We start from the raw sequence: 4,790 nt of genomic DNA, 5'->3' as shown, positions 1-4,790 counted from the left end.
GGGTTAGGGGGTGGTGGTTTCGCTGAACTTGGGGAGGTTGTTGAGGTAGTCGAGGACGTTGCTGAGGGGTTCGACGTCGCCGAATTTGGAGTCGATGTCGAAGAGGTTCCAGGCGACGGTCCCGGCGACGCGGTCCCCGACGGCTTCGCGGACCACGATGGGGCGGAAGCCTTCGGCGATGGCGTCCTCGACGGTGTGGCGGACGCAGCCGGCGGCGGTGACGCCGGTGATGATCACGGTGTCGATGCGGTTGACGGTCAGGAACTGCTGAAGGTTGGTGCCGGGGAACGCGCTGGCGCGCTTTTTCGTGATGACGAGTTCGCCGGGCTCGGGGGCGATGCGGTCATCGATCTTGACGGCGTCCAGTCCCTCGGCGAGCAGCTCGACCGGGATCTTGGAGGACCACAGGCCCATGTCGGAGGCCTTGGAGCGGTCGGTGATGTCGTACGCGGTGGTGGTGTAGATGACCGGGATGCCCTTTTCCCGGGCGGCGTCGTTCAGCGCCTGGCAGGCCGGGATGATCGTGTCCATGTTTTCGCAGGTGAAGGCGTGGCCCTCGCGGGTCCAGGCGTTGGCCATGTCGATGTGGATGATGGCCGGCCGGCTGCCGTAGCCGACGCGGCGCTTGAAGCCGAGTTCGTGGTACTGCTCGGTGCCGGCGGCAAAGGCCTTCTCGAGCAGTTCGTTCAGCTGGGTGTTGAGGTCCTGGCTCATGGGTTTCTCCTTGGATTGATTGACGGCGATCCATCACGACTAGTGAGTTGCTTTCGAATCAAATTAGTTGCTGTATGCGCAACTGAGATGTCAGCAATGTTTAATTTGCATTTCGTGCGGAGCCTGAGTCCGGGGACTGCGGGCCCGGCCGCCGATGGAAGTGACCTGGTTCACATTTTGTTGCTGCATGATCAATATAGTTGCTCGTTCAGCAACTCCACAAGGGTTCTAGCGGATATGACGGCGGTCCGCCGTTTGAGGCAAGGCCCGCCGTCGGACCTATGATTGCTAAATTGGGCCCTCCAATGCGGGCCGCAGACAGATACGACAGACTTAGAAACGGGATGGAACATGGCAGGCAGGCCACGTCAGAGTGACGAAGCCCCTCAGGGCGCCGCGGCGTCATTGCTGAATGGGCTGGGGGTCCTCGAAGCGTTTTCGATCGAAAAACCCGTCCTCGGTGTTACGGAAATTGCCCAGCGTGTCGGCCTGCACAAGAGCACGGTCTCCCGGATTCTGGCGGGACTGGAGAAAGCCCGCTATGTGCAGCGCGATGATGAGACCGGACGTTTTCGCCTGGGCCTCGGGCTCATTGCCCTTTCGGGGCCCTTGCTGGCACAGCTTGACGTGCGCCGGGTGGCCTATCCGGAACTGGAGCGGCTCACCGAGGCCACGCTCGAGACCAGTGCGCTGGCCGTATGGAACGGATCCGAGGCCGTGGTGGTGGAGCAGATTCCCAGTCCGCACCTGGTCAAACACACGGCTGCCATCGGTACCCGGTACAGCAAGTTTGAAAGTTCTTCGGTGCGCATGTTTCTGGCCGACCTGCCAGAGCCGAAGGCAGCCAGCCTGCTCGAGCAGGGGGTGGTTACACTCAAACCAGGCAGTGACCCGGCTCCGGATTTTGCGGAACAGTTGAACGCCAACCGGGAAGCCGGCTACGCCGTCAATGACGGACTCACCACGCCCGAGGAGTTTGGCGTCTCGGCGTTGGTGCGCGATTACAAAGGCGCCGCGGTCGGCTGCATTACGGTTTCAGCACCAAAGTCCCGGGTTCCGGAATCTGTGATCGACGTGCTGGCAGCCAACGTGATGGCCGCCGCCGCCGCCGTCTCGGCCAGGCTGGGCTATCAGGCTCTGGAGCGCCCGGAGGGGGACTCCTAGAGCACCTTCCGGATGGTCTCCTCGAAGCTGGTGACGTGGTGCAGGGCGAGCTCGGCCGCCCTGTCCGCGTCGCCTTCGGCCACCGCCTTGAGCAGCTCCACGTGCTCGTTGACGTGCCCGCTGACCGAGGGGACCTTATCCAGGACCAGGCACCAGATGCGGGTGGCCAGGTTGTCGTAGCGGATCAGTGTGTCTTCCAGGTGCGGGTTGGCAGCGGCCCGGTAGATCAGACGGTGCACTGTCAGGTCGTAGCGCATCAGCTCCCGTGACTCTGCGGGGCTCGGGGCCAGTTCCGCAATGGTCTTGGCGACGTCCAACAGTTCGCGGCGCATGGCGGCGTTGGCCCGCGTTGCCGCCCGGCGCGCCGCCAGCGGTTCCAGCAGTTCCCGGATTTCCGAGACGTCGGCCAGTTCCGTGAAGTCCACGGTGGTGGCAAAGGTACCCCGGCGCGGATAGGAAACCACCAGGTGGTCCACTTCCAGCCGCTTGATCGCCTCGCGCACGGGAGTGCGCCCGAAGCCGAGCTCGGCGGCCAACTGCCCGTCGTTGATGGGTTCGCCCGGGCGGATGTCGAGCATGATCAGCCTGTCGCGCAACTGCCGGTACGCGGCCTCGGCCTGGGACAGGACTTCGTCTTCTGCGGGCGGCAAGACAGTCAGTGCATTCACAGCTCGGCTCCGTTCCTGGTTTCCAAACGGAAGCCCGGTTCCACTTGGCTTCCGGCTATTGACTCCGGTGTGATTCCAATCATAGCATTGACCTCACACTGATATATCAGTCATAACAACAGTGGTATTTCAAAGGAGCAACCGTGGTTGAGCAGTTGAACGAGCGACTTTCCGTAGTCGATCCCGAGGTCGAACAGGCCGTGGCGAGGGAACTGACGCGCCAGCAGTCCACCCTTGAGATGATTGCGTCCGAGAATTTCGCCCCTGCGGGGGTCATGGAGGCGCAGGGTTCGGTGCTCACCAACAAGTACGCCGAGGGCTACCCGGGCAAGCGCTACTACGGCGGCTGCGAGCACGTCGATGTGATCGAACAGCTCGCCATCGACCGGGTCAAGGCCTTGTTCGGCGCCGAGTACGCCAACGTGCAGCCCCATTCGGGCGCCCAGGCCAACGCCGCCACCATGTTCGCTCTCCTGGAACCGGGCGACACCATCATGGGACTGGCCCTGGCCCACGGCGGCCACCTCACCCACGGGATGAAGATCAACTTCTCCGGCAAGCTCTACAACGTGGTCCCGTACCACGTGAGCGAGCACAACCACCTGGTGGATATGGCCGAGGTGGAGGCCCTGGCCCTCGAGCACCGGCCCAAGATGATCGTGGCCGGATGGTCCGCCTACTCCCGGCAGCTGGACTTCGCCGAGTTCCGGCGCATCGCCGACCTCGTGGGCGCCTACCTCATGGTGGACATGGCGCACTTCGCCGGCCTCGTGGCCGCCGGACTGCATCCGAACCCGGTCCCTTACGCCGATGTCGTCACGACCACCACGCACAAGACCCTCGGAGGCCCGCGCGGCGGGGTGATCCTGGGCAAGGAGGAGTACGCGCGCAAGATCAACAGCGCCGTGTTCCCCGGCCAGCAGGGCGGCCCGCTGGAACACGTGGTCGCGGCCAAGGCAGTGGCCTTCAAGATCGCCGCCTCCCCCGAGTTCAAGGCACGCCAGGAACGCACCCTCGAAGGCGCCAAGATCCTCGCGTCCCGGCTCCTGAAGGACGACGTCGCAGCAGCCGGGATCTCCGTGGTCAACGGCGGCACCGACGTGCACCTGGTACTGGTGGACCTGCGGAACTCGGAACTGGACGGGCAGCAGGCCGAAGACCGGCTGCACCGGATCGGCATCACCGTCAACCGCAACGCCGTCCCGTTCGACCCCCGCCCGCCCATGGTCTCCTCCGGTCTGCGGATCGGCACCCCGGCCCTGGCCACCCGCGGCTTCGGTGCCGCGGAGTTCACGGAGGTGGCAGACATCATCGCCTCCGCCCTCACCGCACAGGCGCCCGGGAACGAACTCAGCGCTGACACAGCCGCCGAACTGCGCGGACGTGTCAGCGCCCTGGCCGCACAATTCCCCCTCTACCCGCACCTTGGCGCCGGCACAGCGGCAACCGGGCTTGAGGCAGAACTGATTGGAGCAGCACAATGACCACCGAACACCTGCCGGAGCACCCGGACTTCCTCTGGCACAACCCGGACCCCAAGCCCTCCTACGACGCGGTCATTGTTGGCGGCGGCGGACACGGGCTGGCGACGGCGTACTACCTGGCCAAGAACCACGGGATGACCAACATCGCCATCCTGGAAAAGGGCTGGCTCGCCGGCGGCAACATGGCCCGGAATACCACTATCATCCGTTCCAACTACCTCTGGGACGAGAGCGCGGCGATCTACGAGCACGCGTTGAAGCTCTGGGAGATCCTGCCGGAAGAACTCGAATACGACTTCCTGTTCAGCCAGCGCGGGGTCATGAACCTGGCCCACACCCTGGGCGACGTCCGCGAGAGCGTCCGCCGCGTCGGCGCCAACAAGCTCAACGGCGTGGACGCCGAGTGGCTGGACCCGCAGCAGGTCAAGGAACTCTGCCCCATCCTGAACATCAACGACAACATCCGCTACCCGGTCATGGGCGCCACCTACCAGCCGCGCGCCGGCATCGCCAAGCACGACCACGTCGCCTGGGCGTTCGCCCGCAAGTGCGACGAGCTGGGCGTGGACATCATCCAGAACTGCGAAGTCACCGGCTTCGTCAAGGACGGCAACCGCGTGGTGGGCGTCAAAACCAACCGCGGCACCATCAACACCGAAAAAGTGGGCCTGTGCGCCGCCGGGCACAGCTCGGTCCTGGCAGAAATGGCAGGGTTCCGGCTCCCCATCCAGTCCCACCCCCTCCAGGCACTGGTGTCCGA

General features: G+C 64.5%; 5 protein-coding genes. 3 read left to right on the top strand and 2 right to left on the bottom strand.

Features of this window, described 5'->3' with window-relative positions:
• Positions 1-3: 3 nt before the first annotated feature.
• Entirely contained in the window at positions 4-714 is a 711-nt protein-coding gene (locus LQV16_RS22845; RefSeq protein WP_229996126.1) for an isochorismatase family protein, read from the bottom strand.
• Positions 715-999: 285 nt separating this feature from the next.
• Here LQV16_RS22845 and LQV16_RS22840 point away from each other — a divergent pair, with 285 nt between their 5' ends.
• Entirely contained in the window at positions 1,000-1,878 is an 879-nt protein-coding gene (locus LQV16_RS22840) for an IclR family transcriptional regulator (protein ID WP_229996125.1), read from the top strand.
• On the opposite strand, the gene LQV16_RS22835 is transcribed toward LQV16_RS22840, so the two are convergent.
• Positions 1,875-2,546: a GntR family transcriptional regulator gene (locus tag LQV16_RS22835; RefSeq protein WP_229996124.1), complete on the bottom strand. Its 672-nt coding sequence runs from the start codon at positions 2,544-2,546 to the stop codon at positions 1,875-1,877. The two genes, LQV16_RS22840 and LQV16_RS22835, sit on opposite strands and share 4 nt — an antisense overlap.
• Before the next feature lie 143 nt (positions 2,547-2,689).
• Here LQV16_RS22835 and glyA point away from each other — a divergent pair, with 143 nt between their 5' ends.
• Both glyA and LQV16_RS22825 read left to right on the top strand, forming a co-directional pair.
• Positions 2,690-4,030, top strand: a complete 1,341-nt coding sequence (glyA, locus tag LQV16_RS22830) for a serine hydroxymethyltransferase (RefSeq protein ID WP_290369416.1) — start codon at positions 2,690-2,692, stop codon at positions 4,028-4,030.
• A partial coding sequence (locus tag LQV16_RS22825) for an FAD-dependent oxidoreductase (protein WP_229996123.1) occupies positions 4,027-4,790 on the top strand: 764 nt, incomplete at its 3' end. The genes glyA and LQV16_RS22825, both read left to right, overlap by 4 nt.

Source organism: Arthrobacter sp. Bi26, assembly GCF_918697925.1.
GTDB lineage: Bacteria > Actinomycetota > Actinomycetes > Actinomycetales > Micrococcaceae > Arthrobacter.
This window is presented reverse-complemented; position numbering and strand designations above follow the sequence as displayed.

What these genes read in the sequence shown, in the direction of transcription:
- LQV16_RS22845 (WP_229996126.1), bottom strand. Translation starts at nt 714, where the DNA reads ATGAGCCAGGACCTCAACACCCAGCTGAACGAACTGCTCGAGAAGGCC.